Origin of the sequence: Aureimonas populi (assembly GCF_017815515.1) — a bacterium.
GTDB classification, from domain to species: domain Bacteria; phylum Pseudomonadota; class Alphaproteobacteria; order Rhizobiales; family Rhizobiaceae; genus Aureimonas; species Aureimonas populi.
This window is the reverse complement of sequence record NZ_CP072611.1, coordinates 3,401,542-3,417,757: the sequence shown is the minus strand read 5'-3', so window position 1 is coordinate 3,417,757 and position 16,216 is coordinate 3,401,542. Positions and strand designations below refer to the sequence as shown.

Annotated in this window: 17 protein-coding genes; 8 read left to right on the top strand and 9 right to left on the bottom strand. The window is 68.2% G+C overall.

Going from position 1 to position 16,216, the window contains the following annotated elements:
- Positions 1-29: 29 nt before the first annotated feature.
- Together J7654_RS16280 and moaA are read right to left on the bottom strand one after the other, a co-directional pair.
- A complete protein-coding gene (locus J7654_RS16280; RefSeq protein ID WP_209736906.1) occupies positions 30-242 on the bottom strand; it encodes a glycine zipper domain-containing protein in 213 nt (70 codons plus the stop codon).
- Between the two features lie 169 nt (positions 243-411).
- Positions 412-1,455, bottom strand: coding sequence for a GTP 3',8-cyclase MoaA (gene moaA, locus J7654_RS16275; protein ID WP_209736905.1), 1,044 nt, complete (start codon positions 1,453-1,455; stop codon positions 412-414).
- 92 nt (positions 1,456-1,547) lie between these two features.
- On the opposite strand from moaA, the gene J7654_RS16270 reads away from it, so the two are divergent.
- Complete coding sequence (locus tag J7654_RS16270; RefSeq protein ID WP_209736904.1) at positions 1,548-1,904, top strand: gamma-butyrobetaine hydroxylase family protein; 357 nt, start codon at positions 1,548-1,550, stop codon at positions 1,902-1,904.
- On the opposite strand, the gene J7654_RS16265 is transcribed toward J7654_RS16270, so the two are convergent.
- The 4 genes from J7654_RS16265 to J7654_RS16250 all read right to left on the bottom strand — a co-directional run bounded on the left by J7654_RS16265 (position 1,894) and on the right by J7654_RS16250 (position 6,547).
- Positions 1,894-2,670, bottom strand: a complete 777-nt coding sequence (locus tag J7654_RS16265) for a proteasome-type protease (RefSeq protein WP_209736903.1) — start codon at positions 2,668-2,670, stop codon at positions 1,894-1,896. The genes J7654_RS16270 and J7654_RS16265 overlap by 11 nt on opposite strands.
- Positions 2,671-2,783: 113 nt before the next feature.
- A complete protein-coding gene (locus J7654_RS16260) occupies positions 2,784-3,725 on the bottom strand; it encodes an alpha-E domain-containing protein (protein ID WP_209736902.1) in 942 nt (313 codons plus the stop codon).
- Positions 3,726-3,781: 56 nt separating this feature from the next.
- Positions 3,782-5,191, bottom strand: coding sequence for a circularly permuted type 2 ATP-grasp protein (locus J7654_RS16255; RefSeq protein WP_245195536.1), 1,410 nt, complete (start codon positions 5,189-5,191; stop codon positions 3,782-3,784).
- A gap of 153 nt (positions 5,192-5,344) precedes the next feature.
- The gene (locus J7654_RS16250) at positions 5,345-6,547 is read right to left on the bottom strand and encodes a D-alanyl-D-alanine carboxypeptidase family protein (RefSeq protein WP_209736901.1); all 1,203 of its coding nucleotides are present in this window, start codon (positions 6,545-6,547) and stop codon (positions 5,345-5,347) included.
- Between the two features lie 225 nt (positions 6,548-6,772).
- On the opposite strand from J7654_RS16250, the gene J7654_RS16245 reads away from it, so the two are divergent.
- Both J7654_RS16245 and ribA read left to right on the top strand, forming a co-directional pair.
- Positions 6,773-7,300, top strand: coding sequence for an NUDIX hydrolase (locus tag J7654_RS16245; RefSeq protein ID WP_209736900.1), 528 nt, complete (start codon positions 6,773-6,775; stop codon positions 7,298-7,300).
- Positions 7,301-7,630: 330 nt separating this feature from the next.
- Complete coding sequence (gene ribA / locus J7654_RS16240) at positions 7,631-8,773, top strand: GTP cyclohydrolase II RibA (RefSeq protein ID WP_342451389.1); 1,143 nt, start codon at positions 7,631-7,633, stop codon at positions 8,771-8,773.
- A gap of 69 nt (positions 8,774-8,842) precedes the next feature.
- Here ribA and J7654_RS16235 read toward each other — a convergent pair whose 3' ends face one another.
- Positions 8,843-9,160: a hypothetical protein gene (locus J7654_RS16235; RefSeq protein ID WP_209736899.1), complete on the bottom strand. Its 318-nt coding sequence runs from the start codon at positions 9,158-9,160 to the stop codon at positions 8,843-8,845.
- Between the two features lie 227 nt (positions 9,161-9,387).
- Between J7654_RS16235 and J7654_RS16230 the strand changes: the two genes are divergently transcribed.
- Positions 9,388-10,281 carry a D-alanyl-D-alanine carboxypeptidase family protein gene (locus J7654_RS16230; RefSeq protein ID WP_245195535.1) on the top strand — a complete coding sequence of 298 codons (894 nt, stop codon included), beginning with the start codon at positions 9,388-9,390 and terminating at the stop codon, positions 10,279-10,281.
- 10 nt (positions 10,282-10,291) lie between these two features.
- Here J7654_RS16230 and J7654_RS16225 read toward each other — a convergent pair whose 3' ends face one another.
- Entirely contained in the window at positions 10,292-10,456 is a 165-nt protein-coding gene (locus J7654_RS16225) for a hypothetical protein (RefSeq protein WP_209736898.1), read from the bottom strand.
- A gap of 239 nt (positions 10,457-10,695) precedes the next feature.
- Here J7654_RS16225 and J7654_RS16220 point away from each other — a divergent pair, with 239 nt between their 5' ends.
- The 4 genes from J7654_RS16220 (at position 10,696) to J7654_RS16205 (ending at position 14,598) form a co-directional block, all read left to right on the top strand.
- Complete coding sequence (locus J7654_RS16220; RefSeq protein ID WP_209736897.1) at positions 10,696-11,475, top strand: Crp/Fnr family transcriptional regulator; 780 nt, start codon at positions 10,696-10,698, stop codon at positions 11,473-11,475.
- A gap of 31 nt (positions 11,476-11,506) precedes the next feature.
- Entirely contained in the window at positions 11,507-11,743 is a 237-nt protein-coding gene (locus tag J7654_RS16215) for a hypothetical protein (protein WP_209736896.1), read from the top strand.
- A 116-nt stretch (positions 11,744-11,859) separates the two neighbouring features.
- On the top strand, positions 11,860-12,036 hold the full coding sequence (locus J7654_RS16210) for a DUF2934 domain-containing protein (protein ID WP_209736895.1): 177 nt from the start codon (positions 11,860-11,862) through the stop codon (positions 12,034-12,036).
- Between the two features lie 171 nt (positions 12,037-12,207).
- The gene (locus J7654_RS16205; protein ID WP_245195534.1) at positions 12,208-14,598 is read left to right on the top strand and encodes a phosphoketolase family protein; all 2,391 of its coding nucleotides are present in this window, start codon (positions 12,208-12,210) and stop codon (positions 14,596-14,598) included.
- Positions 14,599-14,687: 89 nt separating this feature from the next.
- Here J7654_RS16205 and gpmI read toward each other — a convergent pair whose 3' ends face one another.
- Positions 14,688-16,196 (bottom strand): 2,3-bisphosphoglycerate-independent phosphoglycerate mutase, encoded by a 1,509-nt coding sequence (gene gpmI, locus J7654_RS16200; RefSeq protein WP_209736893.1) that lies wholly within the window; start codon positions 16,194-16,196, stop codon positions 14,688-14,690.
- Between the last annotated feature and the right edge of the window lie 20 nt (positions 16,197-16,216).

Here is a 16,216-nt window from a genome sequence, read left to right as displayed (position 1 = left end):
GACCCTTGCGGGCCCGGCCCGCCCCGGCCTTAGCGCGTGTTGCGGCCGATCAGGGCGCCGGCCGTGCCGCCGGCGAGACCGCCGATCACCGCACCGCCCGAACCGCCCACGGCATCGCCGACCACCGCTCCGCCGACACCGCCGATGCCCGCGCCCGCAAGCGTGCGCTCCGTCTGCGTGCAGCCGGTCGCGATGAAGAGGGCAGCGGTCACGGCGAGAAGGGATTTGGCTGTCGTGTTCATTGCGCGAAAGTCTCCTGCAAGAGCCCGTTCCAAGGGCGGTCGTCATCAATGCCTGCTATCTGTGGCAGCGTCTGGGCAAGACAAGGCCGATGGCGAGCTTCGCGAATGGCCCATGCAACGGGGCGGCGACCGGCAGGAAGAGGCAGGGGGCCGTCGCGCAGGACGGCGGCTATCCGCCGGTCATGCTCATATGCCTTGCGACGGCCGGCTTCCTCGTCAGCCGGTCGATCACGAAATCATGGCCCTTCGGCTTACGGGCGATGGCCTCGTCGATGGCCTCGCGCAGCTTCTCGTCGCCTTCGGAGGCGCGCATCGCAGTGCGCAGGTCGGCGGCGTCCTCCTGGCCCAGGCACATGAAGAGCGTGCCGGTGCAGGTCACGCGAACGCGGTTGCAGCTCTCGCAGAAATTATGCGTCATCGGCGTGATGAAGCCGAGCCGCCCGCCGGTTTCCTCCACGCGGAAATAGCGCGCGGGCCCGCCGGTCTTGTAGGGGATGCCGGTCAGCGTGAAGCGCTCCGACAAATCCTGCCTCACCTGCGAAAGGGGCAGATACTGGTCCGTGCGGTCCTCGTCGATCTCCCCCATCGGCATGGTCTCGATGAGGGTGAGGTCCATGCCCTCCCCATGCGCCCAGCGCAGCATGGAAGGAATCTCGGCATCGTTGAAGCCCTTCAGCGCGACGGCATTCAGCTTGATGGCGATGCCGGCCCGCTGCGCGGCCCGGATACCGGCCATGACGACGGACAAATCCCCCCGCCGGGTGATGGCGCGGAACTTGTCGGCATCCAGCGTGTCGAGCGAGACGTTCAGCCGCTTCACCCCGCAATCGGCCAGATCGGCGGCGAAGCGCGAGAGCTGCGAGCCGTTGGTCGTAAGGGTCAGCTCCTCCAGCGCGCCGGACGACAAATGGCGCGAGAGCGAGCGCACGAGCGACATGACGTTGCGACGCACCAGCGGCTCGCCGCCCGTCAGCCGCAGGCGCTTGACGCCCTTTTCCACGAAGGCGCTCGCCAGGCGGTCGATCTCCTCCAGCGTCAGGAGGTCGCGCCGGGGCAGGAACGTCATGTCCTCGGCCATGCAATAGGTGCAGCGGAAGTCGCACCGGTCCGTCACGGACACGCGCAGATAGGTGATGCGGCGTCCGAAGGGGTCGATCATCGCTTGCCGGGACGAATCCTGCGAAAGCGTCTTGATGTCGATCGCGGAACTCATGACAAGAACGGGCCTTCCAGGATGCGGTTCATGCAGGCGAATGTGGAAGCGCATACCCCAAGGGTCAAGGCAATGCGAATGAGGGCTCCGTGATGGGCGAGAACGACGTGCCTGTGGAAATCCGGGTTTCGAAGGATCGGCGGACGCTCACGCTGCGGTGGGAGGAGGGGCCGCCGGAGGCCTTTCCGGCCGAGATGCTGCGTGTCCTTTCCCCTTCCGCCGAGGTTCAAGGCCATTCGCCGGAGCAGCGGGTGACCGTGGGCGGCAAGAGCGCGGTGGAGATCAGCGACATCCTGCCCGTCGGCCATTACGCGATCCGCATCCTGTTCGACGACGGGCACGATACGGGCCTGTTCTCCTGGCGCTACCTCGCCGCGCTGGCGCGCGAGCGCGAGGCGCGCTGGGCCGAATATCTCGCCGAGCTGGAGGCCAAGGGCCTCAGCCGATAAGGCGCAACGGCCCGGCCGGCTCGTCGTCCGGGGTCTTCGGCACGAAGGGTGGCAGGCGGTCGAAGGCCGCCTTCAGCGATTCGGACCAGCCCTGCGAGATCGTCTGGTAATAGGGGTCGCGCTCCTCGAAGCGCTGCCGGTGGCCGGGCCTCAGGCTGCCGGCCTCGTAGATCTGGAGGTCGAAGGGCAGGCCGACCGAGAGGTTCGACTTCACGGTGGAATCGAAGGAGACGAGCAGGAGCTTGGAAACGTCCTCCAGGCTCATCTGCGGATCGTAGGTCCGCACGATGATCGGCCGGCCGTATTTGTGCTCCCCGATCTGGAAGAAGGGGTTGTCCGGCCCCGCCTCGATGAAGTTGCCTTCCGGATAGATCATGAAGAGGCACGGCTTGCCGCCCTTGATCTGGCCGCCGAGGATGAAGGTGCCGGAAAAGACGCTGTCCGCCTGCTGGCCGCTTTGCGCGGTGAAGGCGATGGCCTCCTTCAGCGTCTCCCCCACCAGCCGCGCCGTCTGGAACATGGAGGGCTGCGTCAGGATGGAGGGGCGCCGCTCGGCGGGCGCCAGGGCGCGCTCCTCCAGAAGCGAGATCGCCGACTGGGTGGTGGCCAGGTTGCCGGCCGAAAGCAGGCACAGGAAACGCTCTCCCGGCACCTCGAAGGTCTTCATCTTGGTGACGGTCGAGATGTTGTCGATGCCCGCATTGGTGCGGGTATCGGACATGAAGACGATGCCGTCCTCGACAAGGAGCCCGACGCAGTAGGTCATCGATTCTTTCAGCCTGGCCCTCGATCGGCGACGTTTCAGCCAACATGATGCGCGCCGAAGCTTGCCGCAAGACGGCCGCGCGCATTCTCACCGCTTTTGCCACCCCGGAAGGCTCAGGCGTGGAACCGATAGCTCTTGGCGATCTCGTTGGACAGGCGGTTGTTGTCGAGGATGATGCCTTCCAGGAATTCGTGGAAGCCGTAGTCGATCACCTTCGCCACGTCCGTCTCCTCCAGCCTCCGGACGATGGCGCTCGCCGTCTCGTGCGCCTCGTTCCGCTCTCCGTAGACGCGGGCGATATAGCCGAGGCTCTCCTCGATCATCCGGTAGGAATAGGCCAGCGAGCGCGGCATGCGCTTGTTGAAGACGAGGAAGTCGATGATGTCGTGCGCCTTGAAGTCGGCGTCGTACTCCCAGGCGAAGGAGCGCAGGGCCGAGACGGAACGCAGGATGGAGCCCCACTGGAAATTGTCGAGCGGCGAGCCGACGGAGGAGTGCTCGGGCAGGAGCACCCAATATTTCACGTCCAGGATGCGCGCCGTCGAATCGGCCCGCTCCACGAAGGTGCCGAGATTGCAGAAATCGAAGATCTCGTTGCGCAGCATGGTGCCGTAGAAGGTGCCGCGGATGAGGGCGGTGCGCTGCTTGACGAGGTCGAGCACGGCGGGAAGATCGTCCACCGGCTTGGACATGCGGCGTTTGAGGACCATCCAGCTCTCGTTCAGCGCTTCCCATGTGTCGCGCGTCAGCGCCGTGCGCACCATGCGCCCGTTGGTGCGGGCCACCTCGATGGAAGAGAGCACGCTGGACGGGTTGTCGAGGTCGCGAATCAGGAAGTCGGCGATCTTGTCGGGCTCGTAGGCCGGGTATTTCGCGCTGTAGGCGGCCTCCACGCCGGCCGAGACCAGGACGGAGTTCCACTCCTCCGGCTCGGCGGACAGGTTGGTCAGCGACAGCCGCAGGCCGGTGTCGACGAGGCGGGCCATGTTCTCCGCGCGCTCGATATAGCGCTGCATCCAGAAGAGGCCGTTGGCGGTGCGTCCAAGAAGGGGCATTCGAAGGTTCTCTCGTCAGGCTTCGGGCAGGGCGCGGGAAACGGGGCGGGGCCCGGTCAATCCTCCAGCACCCAGGTGTCCTTCGTGCCGCCCCCCTGGCTCGAATTGACGACGAGAGAGCCCTCCTGAAGCGCCACGCGCGTCAGCCCGCCGGGGATGATCTTGACCGTGTCGGAAACCAGGACGAAGGGGCGCAGGTCCACATGGCGCGGGGCGAGCCCCTTCTCCACCAGGATCGGCACGGTGGAGAGCGCGAGCGTGGGCTGGGCGATGTAGTTGCCGGGCCGCTCGCGCAGCTTGGCGCAGAAGGTCTCGCGCTCCTCGCGCGAGGCGGCCGGGCCGACCAGCATCCCGTAGCCGCCCGAGCCGTGCACCTCCTTGACCACCAGCTCCTCGATATTGTCGAGCACGTAGGAGAGGCTGTCCTCCTCCGCGCAGCGCCAGGTGGGCACGTTCTCCAGGATGGCTGGCTGGCCGGTGTAGAACTGCACGATCTCGGGCATGTAGGAATAGATCGCCTTGTCGTCCGAGATGCCGGTGCCCGGCGCGTTGGCCAGCGTGATGCCGCCCTTCTTGTAGACCTCCATGATGCCGGGCACGCCCAGCACCGATTCGGGATTGAAGGCCAGGGGGTCGAGATAGGCGTCGTCGACGCGCCGGTAGAGAACGTCGATCGGCAGGTAGCCGCGCGTCGTGCGCATGGCGATCCGCCCGTCGATCTCCTTCAGGTCCGAACCCTCCACCAGCTCCACGCCCATCTGGTCGGCAAGGAAGGCGTGCTCGTAATAGGCAGAATTATGGATGCCGGGGGTGAGGATGGCCACGCGCGGGACGCCCTCGCAGGCCGGCGGCGCGACGGCCGAGAGCGAGCGGCGCAGATGGCGGGGATAGGTTTCCACCGGGCGCACGCGGTTCTGCGCGAACAGCTCGGGAAACATCTGCATCATCGTTTCCCGGTTCTCGATCATGTAGGAGACGCCGGACGGGGTGCGGGCGTTGTCCTCCAGAACGTAGAACCGGTCCTCGGCCGTGCGCACGATATCCACGCCGATGATGTGGGTGTAGACGCCGCCGGGCGGGCGGAAGCCCACCATCTGCGGCAGGAAGGCCTCGTTGCCGTCGATCAGCCGCGCCGGGACGATGCCCGCCTTCACGATCTCGCGGTCGTGATAGATGTCGGCGAGGAAGGCGTTGAGGGCCCGCACGCGCTGCTCGATGCCTTCCGCGAGGCGGTTCCATTCGGAGCCCGAGATGATGCGCGGCACGAGGTCGAAGGGAATCAGCCGCTCGGCCGCCTCCTTCTGCCCGTAGACGTTGAACGTGATGCCGGTGCGCCGGAAGAAGCTCTCCGCCTCGCCCGCCTTCTCCGCCAGGGCCTGCGGATCCTGGCTCTCGAACCAGGACTGGAAGCGGCGGTAGGGCGCGCGCACGCCGTTCCCGGCGGCCAGCATCTCATCGAAGGGCATCGGCAATCTCCTCGGCGCGCACAACTTACCCGATAGAATGCCGCTGCCGGTGCGAATGCCAAGGGCGAAGATGCCTCCAGACGCGCTTCACCGTGCGAATTGTGCCCGGCGCGGCGGGTTTTCCCCTACGGAATGCGCCGGCGGGGTGAAAACCTACCAGATCAGCCCCGAGACATAGGCATAGGCCGCGCGCCCCGCCTCGCGCGCGTAGCCCCGCGCCATGTCCCAGCTCCGTTGCAGGAAGGGCGCCTGCTCCACGGCGCGCGCGGCCACCAGCGGCACCTCGATCACCGTTTCGCCGCCGCGCGTCACGCGCGCGATGCCGGCCGGCTGCCCCTGCGCGACCGGGGCGGTGAGGGGGGTGAGGTCGGCGGCGACGATCTCGAATTCGCCCTCCGTGCCGCGCGAGGCCAGCACCTCCACGCTTTCCGCCGCCGTCAGCTCCACGCTCGGCTCGACGCCGCCCAGCACTTCGGCGCTGGCCGGGCTGGCGCCGGCTTCCAGCAGCGTCACGGTCTGGAAGCTGCGCAGCCCGTAGGTCATCATCTTGCGCGCCTCCTCGGCGCGCTCGCCGGCCGTCTGCATCCCGCTCATGCCCAGGACGATGCGCCGGCCGTTCTCCTGCGCCGAAGCCACCAGCCCGAAGCCCGCCTCCGAGGTGTGGCCCGTCTTCAGCCCATCCGCTCCCAGCGCCAGCAGCGGGTTGCGGCTTCGCTGGGTGATGCCGTTGAAGGTGAACTCGGTTTCGCTGAAGAGCGGGTAATATTGCGGGTAGTCGCGGATGATATGCTCGGCCAGCACCGTCAGGTCGCGCATCGTCACGCGCTGGTCGGGGTCCGGCAGGCCGTGGGGGTTGGCGAAAGTGGAGCCGGTGAGGCCCAGCTCGGCGCCCTTGCGGTTCATCATCGCCGCGAAGGCCTCCACCGATCCGGCGATGCCCTCGGCCGCCACGATGGTCGCGTCGTTGCCCGACTGGATGATGATGCCCTTGATCAGCTCGTCGACCGACACCTGCGAGTTGAGCGGCAGGAACATGGTGGAGCCGCCCGAGGAGGCCCCGCCCGTGCGCCAGGCATATTCGGAGACATGGAACTCGTCGTCGAGGCTCAGGCGCCCGGCCTCGATCTCGCCGAATATGACGGCGACGGTCATCAGCTTGACGAGGCTGGCGGGGGGAATCTGCTCGTCCGCGTCCTTTTCGAACAGAACGGTGCCGGTGGCGAAGTCCTTCAGGATCGCCGTCGGCGCGGTCGTGACGAAGCCCTGGGCGCCGGCGCCGCCCGCCCAGAGGCAGGCCGCCGCGAGAAACGCCGCACGTGCGAAGGAGTTCGTCGGCCATCCCGTGCGTATCGTCATGCCCTGCTTCCTCAAAATCACCGCTTTCCCGGCAAGCTGTCTTCCAAACCGCGCCGGGTCAACAGCGCGCAAGGCCTGCTGACGCGACGGTGATGAGCTTGGGGCATACTGGTGCGCGCAAACTCAAGTCTCGGGCAAGCTTGCTCTTGCCACGGCCATCTTCCGGGTCGATTCTGCATTTAAACGCATTATCTTACGAGGTTCGGAAGAGAGGTCGGAGAAACGATGGCGCGCAGCGGGGCGAAGAAGCGGAAGGATGTGGAGCGGCAGGTCGCGGCGCTTCCCGTCCGCCTTTCGCCGGGCGGCGGGCTGGAGGTGCTGCTCGTGACCTCCCGCGAGACGCGCCGCTGGGTCATTCCGAAGGGCAACCCCATCAAGGGGCTGAAACGCTTCGAGGCCGCCGCCGTGGAGGCGGAGGAAGAGGCGGGGGTTCACGGCAAGATCATGCCGGACCCCTATCGCCGTTTCGACTACTGGAAAAGGCGGCGCGACCGCTTCCAGTTCTGCCGGGTCGATGTCTTCCTGCTCCTCGTCCGCGAAGAGGAGGACGACTGGAAGGAGCGCGGCCAGCGCCACCGCGCCTGGACGAGCCCGCGCCAGGCCTTCGACCTGGTGCTGGAGCCCGGGCTCCAGTCCATCTTCGCGGAACTGGCCCGGGACGGGCACGTGGCCGAGCTGCTGGCGAGCGACGAGGCGGCCCGCCGCCGCCCGGAGGCGCAGGCCCGGTTGAGCGCCGAGACCGGCAACGCCTGAGCCTCGGGGGGCGGTCCTGCCGCGCTGGCCCTCGCATCGAAGGCGGGCGACACACTGTCCACGCTTTCGCGCTCCTTCCGCCTCGCGGGGGACCGTGGCCGTGGCCGCCGGCTTGTTGTGCTGAGCTGATATAGGCCTGTGCGCCCGGCGATGCGGGCCGCACGGCAGCCTCGCCTTGTCGTGCATCTCGCCTTTGGGGTGCACGAGACGGCCCGGGCTCCGCGCCGAACTCGAATTTGCGTCCAGCCGCGCTCATCCCATATGGAGAAGCGATGAAGGCCGCGCAGGGAGGCGAGACGCGGCGCGCGTGGGCCGGTGCAGGAGAAGGCGTTGAACCGGATCGAGAGAGTGGAGGCTTCGCCCAGCGAAGCGCCGGTCGAGACCCTCTTCGGCCAGCCCTCGGCTGTGCGCGTGGAGCGCGCGGCGGCGGAACTGCGCGCCGGGCGCCCGGTGCTGGTGGAGAACGGGGGCGAGGCCATCGCTGTCCTTGCGCCCGACGCCGCCACGCCGCAGACTTTCCGCGCCTTTGCCGAGGCGGCGGATGGGCGCCATTCGCTTTATCTCTCTCCGGCACGGGCCGGGGCCTTGGGGCTTGTCACCTCGCAGGGCGCGCTCGTGCCGCTCGGCGGATCGAGCCCGGCCGAGGCGAGGGCGCTCGCCAATTCCCCCGCCGCCTCCCTGCCGGCCGGGTCGGCCGCCGCGCCCGCCCTGGCGACGGGGGCTTCGGAGCTGGCGCGGCTCGCCCTGCTGCTGCCGGGCGTGATGGTGGCCCCCCTCGACCCGCGCACGCGGCACCTGTTCGGCAATTGTGCGCGTGTGTCCCTCGGCGACCTTGCGGAGGCCCGCTCGCGGGCGGCCGGGGCGTTCGAGATCGTGGCGCGCACGCCGGTGCCGCTGAAAGGCATCGAGGCGGCCGAGTTCGTGGTCTTTCGCGGCGGCCTTGCGCAACGCGACCAGCTCGCCATCGTCGTCGGCGCGCCGGACGGCTCACGGCCCGTGCCGGTGCGGGTGCACTCGTCGTGCCTCACCGGCGATCTGTTCGGCTCGCTGAAATGTGATTGCGGCGACCAGCTTCGCCTGGGCCTGAAGACCTTGCAGGAGAAGGGCGGGGGGGTCCTGCTCTATCTCGACCAAGAGGGCCGTGGAACCGGCATCGCCTCCAAGATGCAGGCCTACCGTCTTCAGTGCGACGGGCTGGACACGGTGGATGCCGATTCGCAACTCGGCTTCGGCCTGGACGAGCGCCGCTACGAGGCGGCAGTGGCGATGCTGCTGGCGCTCGGCTACCGGACGGTCGATCTGCTGACCAACAATCCGCTCAAGATCGCGCTCCTGCGCCAGGGCGGCATCGAAGTCGTCGGCCGGACGCCCGTGATGGGGGAAGTCACGCCCGAGAACCGTGACTATCTGCGCACCAAGGCCGAACGCGCCGGCCACCTCCTCGACATCGGCGAGCCGCCCGCGCGCACTTGAACGTTCCGTAAACGTGAAAAGGCAGGCGCCGGGAAAGCGCCTGCCTTTCGCAACCGGAACGAAACGACGTCAGTTGACGGTCGTCGCATCCTGCTCCTGGTCGGGAGCCGTGGGCGAGTCCTCCGTGGCCGCCGGGGCATCCTCGCCTTCCTCCAGTGGAACAATGCGGGGCTCGGCCGTCGTCGCATCCTGAATCTGGTCCGGATCGCTCGGCGAGGCCTCGCCGCTCTGCGGGGCATCGGTGGAGGTCATCGGAGCCGCTTCCTCGGCGGGCACGGTCGTTGCATCAAGCTCCTGGTCGGTGGTCGTGCCAGGCGGCGGGGTCTGCGCGTGGGCGGCACCGAGGATCGCGCCGGAGGCTGCGAGGGCAAGAATAAGCTTTTTCATGTGATGAAACTCCACTTTAGCTTAGGCGGGCAAATATCGGCCGACCCTTTGCGTTATCTTTCGATGTCTGGGCGAATAACCCGGGGCCCGCGACAAGGTTCCCGCAGCCCGTAAACCGCTTCGTCAGTCATTCTGCCGCCATATAATGTTGTCGAAGCAAGGCTCGGAACGGGCCGTGAGGCTAGATGAAGCGAAGGCGGGCAGCGTTCGAAGAAAAGAGGCCAGGCGTGCGGACGGCGATCATGCGATTTTCCCTGTCGAGGGGCCGGCTCAAGCCGTTCGGGGGCCTGCTTCTCGCCCTCCTGCTCGCCGGCTGCCAGACGAGCGACGTTTTCACTGCCCGGGGCGTCGGCGGCCTGTCGGCGCCGCAACGCTCCGAGATCGTCATCGGCCCGGCCGAGATCCGCGGCCGCTCCGCGCTGGTGATCGACGCCTCGACCGGGCGGGTGCTTCTGGAGGAGGATGCCGACGGCATCCGCTTCCCCGCCTCGCTCACCAAGCTGATGACGCTCTATCTCCTGTTCGAGGCGGTGGAGGCGGGCCGGCTCTCGCTCGACGACCAGTTGCTCGTCTCCGCCGATGCCGCCTCGCGCCCGCCGGCCAAGCTCGGCGTGCCGGCCGGCTCGACGATGAGCGTGCGCGACGCCATCATCGCGCTCGCGGTGCGCTCGGCCAACGATGTGGCCGCCGTCGTGGCCGAGAACCTGGCCGGTTCGGAAGAGCGGTTCGCGCAGGTGATGACGGCGCGGGCGCGGGCGCTCGGCATGAGCCGCACCCGCTTCGTCAACGCCTCGGGCCTGCCGGACGAGCGCCAGGTCTCCACGGCCCGCGACATGGCGCGGCTGGCCGCGACCATCCGCACGCGCTTCCCCCGCTTCCAGTCCTTTTTCGAGATGCGCGAGTTCACCTATGCCGGGCGCCGCTACCTGGCCACCAACAAGCTCCTGGGGGACGTGCCCGGCGTCGACGGCATGAAGACCGGCTATATCCGGGATGCGGGCTTCCACCTCGTGGCGACCGTGCAGGACGCGCGCCGGCCCATGATCGTGGTGGTGATGGGCGGGGCGACGGGCGCCGAGCGCGACCGGCGCGTGAAGGAACTGATCGACCGCTATCGCTGAGGGGCAGGGCTCAGACGGCCCGCTCGAAGACGCCCCAGGCGAAATAGGCCATGGCCGCCGTCATGACGAGGCACATGGCCATGAAGGCGAAGACGAACCAGGACATGCCGCTGCGCGGCTCGGTTTCCTCGATCCTGTCCTCGCTGTCCTCGTTCTTGTCGGAAGATTGCGCCATCGGCGGTTCCACCTCCTTCATTCCTTCACGGCGGCACTGCGAACCCAGATAGGGCGTGGAACGCTTCGGCAAGCGCTCTCTATCTGGGTTTGCGGCGGCCGGCGGGGTTCGTCGGCCCCGGCTCTTGCGGCGGCTAAGGAAAATGCCGCTCGCGGAATGCGCGCAGGGATTGAATGCGCTTATCCCCCCGGCGCCGCTCGTGTATGCCCAATTCATCACCCCCGTGGAGGACGCATTCGATGGCGGCGACGATCATCGCCAAGCTTACGGCGCTGCACCCCCTGCCGGAGGAGGACAAGGCACTGCTCAAGTCGGTCGTCGGGGCCGGCCGTCTCCTGCCCGCCTCCAGCGACGTGGTTCGGGAGGGCGACCGTTCGCAGGTGGTGCATGTGATCATCGAGGGGCAGGCCTACCGCTACAAGTTGTTGCCGGACGGCAGGCGGCAGATCATCGGCTATCTGGTGCCGGGCGATTTCTGCGACCTGTTCGGCTTTCTCCTGAAGCGGATGGACCACTCCATCGCCGCGCGCACGCCTTGCCGCGTGGCGCATCTGACCGAGGAGGACATTCTCGTCCTGCAAAAGCGGCCGATGCTGGCGCGTGCCTTGTGGTGGTCGTCGCTGGTGGACGGGGCGATCCTGCGCGAATGGCTGGTCAATGTCGGGCGGCGCACCGCCGACAAGCGCGTTGCGCACATCCTCTGCGAGCTTCTGATGCGCCTTCAGGTGGTGGGCCATGCGGGGCCGAACTCGTTCCGGCTCTCGCTCTCGCAGACCGAGCTGGCCGATACGGTGGGCCTGACGACGGTTTCGGTGAACCGCGCGTTCCAGCGGCTGCGCCAAACGGGATTGATCTCCCAGACGAGCCGGGACATTACCATTCCCGACGTTTCGGCGCTGATGGATTATGCCGAATTCGACGCGACCTATCTTCACTTCAGGGAGCCGAACGACACGCGGCCCGACGACCGATCTGCCAACCGGGACGAGACCACCGCGCGAGCCGGCCCTGAAACCTGATTGTCCACCGGCCAAGGCGCAGGAGGAGACGATGTTTCAATTCGAGCCGATCGAGGTGGCCACGGGCTCTCAGGACCGCGATGGGCGGCTGGTGCTGCGGGACGGCGCGCTGATGGCCGTGCTGGTGCGGCTCGACGATCCGGCCCACGGCGAGGAGCGGGGACGCTGGCATCTGGAGGCGACGTTCAACGGGATAGGCTGGGCGGGCGCGCCCTTGTTCGAGAACCCGGAGGCGGCCTGCCTCTGGCTGCGGGACCATGCCTCGTAGACAGCGGGGCCCGATTCGCGCCCGGCTCTCGAAATCACGTTCTTTTCTGATGCACGTGGGCGCAGAACCCCTTACATCCTGTCATAGGACGGGTTCATCGGATCAGGACAAGGATTATGGCGAACGTCGATAATTCGGAGAAAATCAGGGACCGGGCCTATTTCCTCTGGGAAAAAGCCGGGCGACCCTGCGGCCGGGAGCACGAATTCTGGGCCCAGGCGGCCCAAGAGATCGAGGGCGACGTGGAGGCCGAGCGGGAGGCGCAGCGCGAAAGCCGCATCGTCGCGCGCTGAGCGCCTGGAGGCCAGGCGCTAGATGCATGAGGCGGGTCTGCCGCCCGGCTCGACAAAAGGGGGCGGCGGTGACGAAGGCTCGGCCCTCGCCATCCTTGCCCGCTCGAGGGTAGGATGCGCCCGGCAGATGCGCTAAGCCGGTCGGACCCCCATCCTCGCAAAGGACGGACCATGACCGAGACTGCATCCGAACACGCCCTCAGCCTGCTGGACCGCTATTGGCGCGCCGCCAACTACCTCTCCGTCGGCCAGATCTACCTACTCGACAATCCGCTTCTGAAACGGCCGCTGGAAGAGGTGGACGTGAAGCCTCGCCTGCTCGGCCACTGGGGCACCACGCCGGGGCTGAATTTCGTCTACGCCCATCTCAACCGCGTCATCCGGGAGCGCGACGCGCAGGTGCTCTATGTCTGCGGACCCGGCCATGGCGGGCCGGGCATGGTGGCCAACACATGGCTGGAAGGCACCTACAGCGAAACCTATCCCGAGATCGCGCAGGACGCGGAGGGGATGCGCAAGCTCTTCCGGCAGTTCTCCTTTCCCGGCGGGGTGCCGAGCCATGTGGCGCCCGAGACGCCGGGCTCGATCCACGAGGGCGGGGAGCTCGGCTATGCGCTCGTCCACGCCTTCGGGGCGGCCTTCGACAATCCCGAGCTCGTCGTGGCCTGCGTCGTGGGCGACGGCGAGGCGGAGACGGGGCCGCTGGCCGCCTCCTGGCATTCCAACAAGTTCCTGAACCCGGCGCGCGACGGCGCCGTCCTGCCCATCCTGCATCTTAACGGCTACAAGATCGCCGGCCCGACCATCCTCTCGCGCATGGAGCGGCCGGAGCTGGAGCAGCTCCTGCGCGGCTACGGCTACGACCCGATCTTCGTGGAGGGCGCCGAGCCCATGCCGATGCATCGGGAAATGGCGAGCGCGATGGACCGGGCCTTCGATACGATCGCGGCGATCCGCCAGGAGGCGCGCGGGGGTGGGCCGCTTTCGCGCCCCGCCTGGCCCATGATCGTGCTGCGCAGCCCCAAGGGCTGGACCGGCCCGGCCGAGGTGGACGGCAAGAAGGTGGAGGATTTCTGGCGCTCGCACCAGGTGCCGGTCTCCAACGCGCGCGGCGACGCGGACCATCGCGCCATCCTCGAGGAGTGGATGCGCTCCTACGACCCGGCCGACCTGTTCGAGGAGGACGGCCGGCTGAAGGCCGAGCTGGCCGCGCTGGCGCCGCAAGGCGAGCGCCGCATGGGCGCGATCCCGCAGGGCAATGGCGGGCTTCTGCGCCAGGAGCTGAAGCGGCCGGACCCGGCCGAGTTCGCGGTGGAGGTGCCCCATCCGGGCGAGGCCATCGGGGAGGCGACGCGCGTTCTGGGCCGTTATCTCAAGGGCGTGATGGCGCTGAACGAGGCGGAGCGCAACTTCCTCGTCTTCGGCCCGGACGAGACGGCCTCCAACCGCCTCGACGCGCTGTTCGAGCTGACCGACCGGCGCTGGCTGGACCGGACGGAATCCTACGATGTCTCTCTCGGGCCGGACGGGCGCGTCTTCGAGGCGCTGAGCGAGCATCTGTGCCAGGGCTGGCTGGAGGGCTACCTCCTCACCGGCCGGCACGGCTTCTTCTCCTGCTACGAGGCCTTCATCCACATCGTGGATTCCATGTTCAACCAGCACGCCAAATGGCTGAAGGTCTCGCGCGAGCTGGAGTGGCGCAAGCCCGTATCCTCGCTCAATTATCTGCTGACGAGCCATGTCTGGCAGCAGGACCACAACGGCTTCAGCCACCAGGACCCCGGCTTCGTGGACCATGTGGCGAACAAGAAGGCGGATGTGGTGCGCGTCTACTTCCCGCCGGACGCCAACACGCTCCTGTGCGTCGGGCACCACGTGCTGGGCACCTGGGACCGCATCAACGTGATCGTCGCCGGCAAGGCGCCGGCGCCGCAATGGCTGACGATGGAGGAGGCGAAGGCCCATTGCGAGGCCGGGATCGGCGCCTTCCACTTCGCCGGCAATGTCGCCGAGGGGGAGGAGCCCGACCTCGTGGTAGCCTGCGCGGGTGACGTGCCGACGCTGGAAGCGGTGGCGGCGGTGGATATCCTGCGCCGCGGCCTGCCGGGGCTGAAGGTGCGCCTCGTCAACGTGGTGGACCTGATGGCGCTGGATACGCCGGCGCACCATCCGCACGGCCTGGCGGACGAGGCGTTCGACGCGCTGTTCACCACCGACAAGCCGGTGATCTTCGCCTATCACGGCTATGCGCCGCTCATCCACCGGCTCACCTACAAGCGGACGAACCACCACAACATCCACGTCCATGGCTATCGGGAGGAGGGCACCACGACCACGCCCTTCGACATGGTGGTGCTGAACGAGGTGGACCGCTTCCACCTCGCCATCGCCGCCATCGACCGCCTGCCGCAGCTCGGGGCCGAGGGTGCGCGGCTGCGAGAGGGGCTGACGGCCAAGCTGGCGGAGCACAGCGCCTATATCCGCGAGCACGGCCGCGACATGCCCGAAATCCGCGACTGGAGCTGGCCCTACGAGACGGCGGCGCGGGCGGGGCAGGACTGACGCGGAAGGGCTTGCGGCAGGCATACCGGCGCAAGCCCCGATGACGAGGGGAGGGAAGCGGCAGCGCGCCGCTCCCCTCGCGGGAACGCCTAGCCCCGCCCGATCAGCGAGCGGCCGGTCATCTCGGCCGGCTGCCCGACGCCCGCCAGTTCCAGGATCGTGGGGGCGATGTCGGCGAGGATGCCGTTGGAGAGCGCCACGTTCCCGGCGCCCGCCACGATGACCGGCACCGGGTTCAGCGTATGGGCGGTGTGGGGGCCGCCGGTCTCGGGGTCGCGCATCATCTCGCAATTGCCGTGGTCGGCGGTCACGAGAAGCGCGCCGCCCCGTTCCAGCACGGCATCGGCGATGGGGCCGAGTTCGCGGTCCACGGCCTCCACGGCGGCGATGGCGGCCGGCAGGCTGCCGGTGTGGCCGACCATGTCCGGATTGGCGAAATTGACGACGACGAGGTCCGCGCCGCCTGCCACCGCCTCGCGCACCTTGGCCCCCAGCTCGGGCGCCGACATCTGCGGCTGGAGATCGTAGGTCGCCACGCGCGGCGAGGGCACCGTCACCCAGCTTTCGCCCGGCCACGGCGTCTCGCTGCCGCCGTTGAGGAAGTAGGTGACGTGCGGATACTTCTCCGTCTCGGCCAGGTGCACCTGGCGCAGGCCGGCCTCGGAGGCGGTCTGGCTGAGCCCGTGCTCCAGCGTCTGCGGCTCGAACAGCGCCTTCATGTGCCGGTCGAGCGTCACGGAATAGGAGACCATGCCCACGGCCGCCGACAGCGCGGCTTGCCGGCGCTCGAAGCCCTCGAAGCCCGGCTCCAGCATCGCGTCGAGCAACTCGCGGATGCGGTCGGCGCGGAAATTGGTGACGAGGATCGCGTCCCCGTCCTCGAAGCCGGCATACTCGCCGATGACGGCCGGCTCGACGAACTCGTCTGTCGTGCCGGCCGCGCTCGCCGCCTCCAGCACCGCCTCCGCGCTGTCGAACCGGGCGCCTTGCGCGTCCACCAGCGCGGCATAGGCGCGCGAGACGCGCTCCCAGCGCTTGTCACGGTCCATGGCGTAGAAGCGCCCGCAGACCGTGGCGATGCGGGCCCCGGCGGGCAGGGCCGCTTCCAGCCGCGCCACGTCCTTTCGCGCGGCGTCCGGCGCGGTGTCGCGACCGTCCGTGAAGGCGTGCAGCTTCACCGCCACGCCGGCCCGCGTCAGAATTCGCGCCAGCGCCACGGCATGGTCCTGATGGGCGTGGACACCGCCCGGCGACATCAGCCCGATGATATGGCAGGTCTTGCCGCCGACGGCCTCGATCAGGCCGCTCGCGCGCACCCGCTCGGCCAGCTCGCCGCCCCTGGCCGCCTTGTCGATGCGCGGCAGTTCCTGCATCACGATCCGGCCCGCGCCGATATTCAGGTGCCCCACCTCCGAATTGCCCATCTGCCCCTCTGGCAGGCCCACCGCCTCGCCGTGCGCGGTGAGGAAGGCATGGGGGAAGCCGTTCCACAGCCGGTCGAAATGGGGCGTCCTCGCCTGGAGGACGGCGTTGTCGGCGGCGTCCTCGCGCCAGCCCCAACCGTCGAGGATGACCAGCATGGTGGGCTTGTGGCGCATGGTTCTTTCTCCTTCGTCGC

Excerpts from the sequence above, each read along its gene's own strand:
- J7654_RS16270 (WP_209736904.1), top strand. The coding sequence starts at position 1,548 with ATGGGCGAGAACGACGTGCCTGTGGAAATCCGGGTTTCGAAGGATCGG.
- J7654_RS16220 (WP_209736897.1), top strand. The coding sequence starts at position 10,696 with ATGGCGGCGACGATCATCGCCAAGCTTACGGCGCTGCACCCCCTGCCG.
- J7654_RS16225 (WP_209736898.1), bottom strand. The coding sequence starts at position 10,456 with ATGGCGCAATCTTCCGACAAGAACGAGGACAGCGAGGACAGGATCGAG.
- J7654_RS16260 (WP_209736902.1), bottom strand. The coding sequence starts at position 3,725 with ATGCCCCTTCTTGGACGCACCGCCAACGGCCTCTTCTGGATGCAGCGC.
- moaA (WP_209736905.1), bottom strand. The coding sequence starts at position 1,455 with ATGAGTTCCGCGATCGACATCAAGACGCTTTCGCAGGATTCGTCCCGG.
- J7654_RS16265 (WP_209736903.1), bottom strand. The coding sequence starts at position 2,670 with ATGACCTACTGCGTCGGGCTCCTTGTCGAGGACGGCATCGTCTTCATG.
- gpmI (WP_209736893.1), bottom strand. The coding sequence starts at position 16,196 with ATGCGCCACAAGCCCACCATGCTGGTCATCCTCGACGGTTGGGGCTGG.
- J7654_RS16210 (WP_209736895.1), top strand. The coding sequence starts at position 11,860 with ATGGCGAACGTCGATAATTCGGAGAAAATCAGGGACCGGGCCTATTTC.
- J7654_RS16245 (WP_209736900.1), top strand. The coding sequence starts at position 6,773 with ATGGCGCGCAGCGGGGCGAAGAAGCGGAAGGATGTGGAGCGGCAGGTC.
- J7654_RS16215 (WP_209736896.1), top strand. The coding sequence starts at position 11,507 with ATGTTTCAATTCGAGCCGATCGAGGTGGCCACGGGCTCTCAGGACCGC.
- J7654_RS16250 (WP_209736901.1), bottom strand. The coding sequence starts at position 6,547 with ATGACGATACGCACGGGATGGCCGACGAACTCCTTCGCACGTGCGGCG.
- J7654_RS16255 (WP_245195536.1), bottom strand. The coding sequence starts at position 5,191 with ATGCCCTTCGATGAGATGCTGGCCGCCGGGAACGGCGTGCGCGCGCCC.
- J7654_RS16235 (WP_209736899.1), bottom strand. The coding sequence starts at position 9,160 with ATGAAAAAGCTTATTCTTGCCCTCGCAGCCTCCGGCGCGATCCTCGGT.
- J7654_RS16280 (WP_209736906.1), bottom strand. The coding sequence starts at position 242 with ATGAACACGACAGCCAAATCCCTTCTCGCCGTGACCGCTGCCCTCTTC.
- J7654_RS16205 (WP_245195534.1), top strand. The coding sequence starts at position 12,208 with ATGACCGAGACTGCATCCGAACACGCCCTCAGCCTGCTGGACCGCTAT.